This is a genomic window from Moorena sp. SIO2C4 (assembly GCF_010672485.1).
In the GTDB taxonomy this organism is placed as follows: Bacteria; Cyanobacteriota; Cyanobacteriia; order Cyanobacteriales; family Coleofasciculaceae; genus Moorena; species Moorena producens.
In genome coordinates this window covers 1-3,425 of sequence record NZ_JAAHGN010000842.1, presented here as the reverse complement: position 1 = coordinate 3,425, position 3,425 = coordinate 1, and the positions used below count along the sequence as shown (strand labels likewise).

Genomic DNA, 3,425 nt, shown 5'->3' with positions numbered 1-3,425 from the left:
TACCAAAGGCAGACCTTAGCTCGCCAATGCAAGGTGATTTCTCACCCATGGTGTATCTACCAAAGCATGGCCGTAGGCCACGCTGCGCGAACGAAGAAATATTCCACGAGCGCCATTTAGATCTCGTTCGCGAAGCGTGACCTTTGGTCAATCCATCTTTTGGCCATCAATTCCTGACTTGATGATTTTACTCGCGCCGATCTTGACTAATTCACCCCTCCAGCTAACAGTTTTGCTGGTATAGGCTTCACAAACATCAACAACAGTTTTACCCGTTTCAAATGCTTTATGCTTGAGGAACTCTTTGAACCTGTAGTGAGCAAAGGAGAGCATATTGCGAACGGTCTTTGATCGAATCTTCCGATCTTGTCGTTTTGACATTTGAGATGTCTCAAAGGTTGGAAGTAAGATTACATCAAAGTTGTCTACCAGAAACCTAGCGGCTTTGTGATGCAACTCGTTGATTAAATTCTGTATTCTAATAACTATCGGTCTAGCCGCTTTTCTCATTCGACGTTTCTGCTTACCTTTTGCCTTACTGATTTTTGAGATCAGATTATCCAAGTGGTGGCATAAACGCTGAATTCTGGAAAAGTCACCATGGCCGATCTTGCCTACATAATTTTCACGCTCATAATGTCAAAAAAGTCCTGACACCGGTATCAAGAGCAACTACCTTACCTTGGTTCTCGGTTTTATTTCTAGTTACTTTGTGGGGAACTACCAGGTAATAGTCCCCATTGGTGCTAGTTAATCGACAGTCACAGATCTGATCCGGTAGTGTTTCAGCAAAGGTTAATTTACCTAATTTAGTGTGATAAATACCTTTGACTGAAACAGCCGACTTTGGAATGTAGCAAGACTGAAAAGGGTTCTTCCTAGAACGAAAACGAACTCGATTAATTTGCCCACTTTTATTGTACTTTTTTTTAGCTTCCTTTACCGCAGTGCAAGCATCCTTAATCCCTATAGATTTAATTTGATAAGGGACTTCCTTACACCATTCAGGGAGGCTATTTAAGATGTCAGTTTTGATGGCTTTCCAGTTAGCTTTAACCTCGCCATCCTTAAGTATTTCGACGGTTCTGTTAAACACATAACGGGACACTCCAAACCACTGGCGAATAGTTGCACGTTGATCAGCGTTTAGGAATAGTCGGATCTTCTTTGATTTTTGAACCGTACTTTCATTGTCCGTGGACTCTACAAGAGAAGACGTGAATGATGGACAGAAGATTGACCTTTGGTCATGGTTCGCGAGCGGCGGTAAGTTCTCATTCTAGACAACTTTTAGTGTCGTTGAGAACCACGAGTTTTCCACCGTTGAGACTGACCGGAGATGAAACCTTAGAGTAGTGCAGCCTTACTACAAAACCTTTACCCTATGCTGCATAATTTACCAACTATAAAGGCTGCACTACTCTTACGGTAACTTCTAACCAAGTATTCAAAGAGTTCAAACCCAAACCGGGTAAGTCTGTCTCTACAGGCAACAATAATTGTGAGCTTATCGCCCCGCATAAGTCGTTCCAGTATGGTTTTAAGCCCTTTGCGTTTGTAGTTGAGACCTGACTCGATGTCTTGGATGATTTCCGCTTCTGGGTACAGGGAATGCAGATCAGCGACCTGTCGATCAAGGTGATCCCACTGTTTTCTGCTGCTGAGGAGGCAGTAACAGATAGTAGCAGTTTGAGCCATGGGTACTTTTCCGAGGCTGAGTAAGCTTTCCGTGTCAAAGAGCCGGTAGCCGCTTGGGATTCGTTCACATTTGATCGTGCCATTGTCGGCATATTTCCGAAGAGTATTTTTGGAAAGTCCCGTCAGTTCGACCGCCTTACGGAGTGGTATTAGTGCCATCACTATAGTCTACCGAACCTTAGTAGATTTTGGTAGACTATATGACACTTTTAGTAACTGTCCACTAACCTTACTCTCTTGCTTAGCTATCGGCTTTCGCCGACCCTGCGCGATCAGAAACTCTTGTCTCCAGTCAGAGTTAAGAGGACCATACTCCACTAGCAATCTTTTGCAGTGGCGCTAGATGAGGTGTCAGGCATAGGAAATAGGCAAAAACTGCCCCGCCACAAGCACCAAGGAAGAAACCACTGGCAAATTCACTCCAGCCTTCTTTAGTTCCTAAGTCTTCTGGTGGATTGGGTGTGGTCAATGTTGCCTTAGGTTTGCCGGAGCCAGCCGCTCCATAAATAGATAAAGCAACTGTCAGAAGAGCCACTAAGCCAACTGTTGCCAGTAAACCAGCTGTGCTGGCATACTCTGTCCCACGCAACGGACCTAGTAAGGCAAACGGTCCATACAGAAAGTAGCCATGAGCCATACCAACTTCTAGACCCCGGCGATTGGCTGATAGCCCTTGACGGTAGGCTGGCAAGTTGTTGATGAAAGCTTTTGTGAAAGCAGAGGAATTAATTGGGGTGGCTAGATTACCCACTTGGGGATCTCCACCATGGTTAATTACATCCATCGTCATTGTAAATTTATCTCCTATCAAATCGGATAAACCCCTTGAGTAATCATACTTTAGGGGGGAGAAAAGGAACTGAAAGAATCAGCGCGAGTAATCGTCGCTGAGAAGCGCATCCTCTCGTAACGAATTATACGAGATATTGTTCTTTTTATTAACCTTTTTAGTCAATGGCAAAAATTTTAGCTTTAGTTCTTTACCGTAATATAACCTTTGTAAAACCATTGTAATCACCTAAAACCAAGGGTTTTGATGACTAACCCCCTTTCAGTCTCTTTGGTTTTTGTAACAAAAAGTAATTAATTTTTGTAAAGAATTTCGGTCAACTTTTGTTAAAAATCTTAATAATTATCCGACTGGCATAAACTTTCCAGTAATCTGAGCCATTGAAGAAACTGGGTCGTTGGTATAAGGGCAGGTTGGGATAACCCCTCCCATGCTACGAGGTGAAACGGGAAGTTAACCCAAATTGAATGGAGTTGTGTGCTTTTGTCTAGGTCAACGACAGGTGTTGATGTCAATAGAGGGATGGCAGACTGATTAGAATTGACTCTATCAAAGACTCAGCAAGGGCAGAAGCAATCATCAGGTTTTTGCCACAGGTTGTATGGGAAATTCCGAGGTAGATCTTGGTATTTCATAGTCCTGAAGCGTGATAGGATTAACTTGTCGAAAAAATCGATAGTAATCTACCCCTCTAGTAAGCGGGTATCTGCCGTGTTCCAGTCATCTGGATAACAGTGCTGGCTCTTTAAATATAGAGCAAAGCCCTGGCTCGGCAGTGTAAGACCGAGACTTACTTAGGTAGGTAGAGGCTTGCTTGAGATCAAACCGGCAACCAACACCATTCTTAATTGGGTTGGTGTGGTAAAAGGTTAGTAAACAGCTAGAGAAAATGTCGCAGAGTCTACCAAAAACTCTGATTATTTGTTAGAATTAAATA

4 protein-coding genes are annotated in these 3,425 nt (G+C 43.2%); all 4 read right to left on the bottom strand.

Annotated features, from left to right (window positions below; all coding sequences use genetic code 11):
• Window positions 1-147: 147 nt before the first annotated feature.
• Complete coding sequence (locus F6K20_RS30070) at window positions 148-510, bottom strand: zinc ribbon domain-containing protein (RefSeq protein WP_229414748.1); 363 nt, start codon at window positions 508-510, stop codon at window positions 148-150.
• Window positions 511-631: 121 nt separating this feature from the next.
• The gene (locus F6K20_RS30065; RefSeq protein ID WP_008189419.1) at window positions 632-1,096 is read right to left on the bottom strand and encodes a hypothetical protein; all 465 of its coding nucleotides are present in this window, start codon (window positions 1,094-1,096) and stop codon (window positions 632-634) included.
• Between the two features lie 281 nt (window positions 1,097-1,377).
• Entirely contained in the window at window positions 1,378-1,857 is a 480-nt protein-coding gene (locus F6K20_RS30060; RefSeq protein WP_008189421.1) for a recombinase family protein, read from the bottom strand.
• A 139-nt stretch (window positions 1,858-1,996) separates the two neighbouring features.
• The gene (locus tag F6K20_RS30055) at window positions 1,997-2,488 is read right to left on the bottom strand and encodes a photosystem I reaction center protein subunit XI (RefSeq protein ID WP_044495154.1); all 492 of its coding nucleotides are present in this window, start codon (window positions 2,486-2,488) and stop codon (window positions 1,997-1,999) included.
• Window positions 2,489-3,425 lie beyond the last annotated feature (937 nt).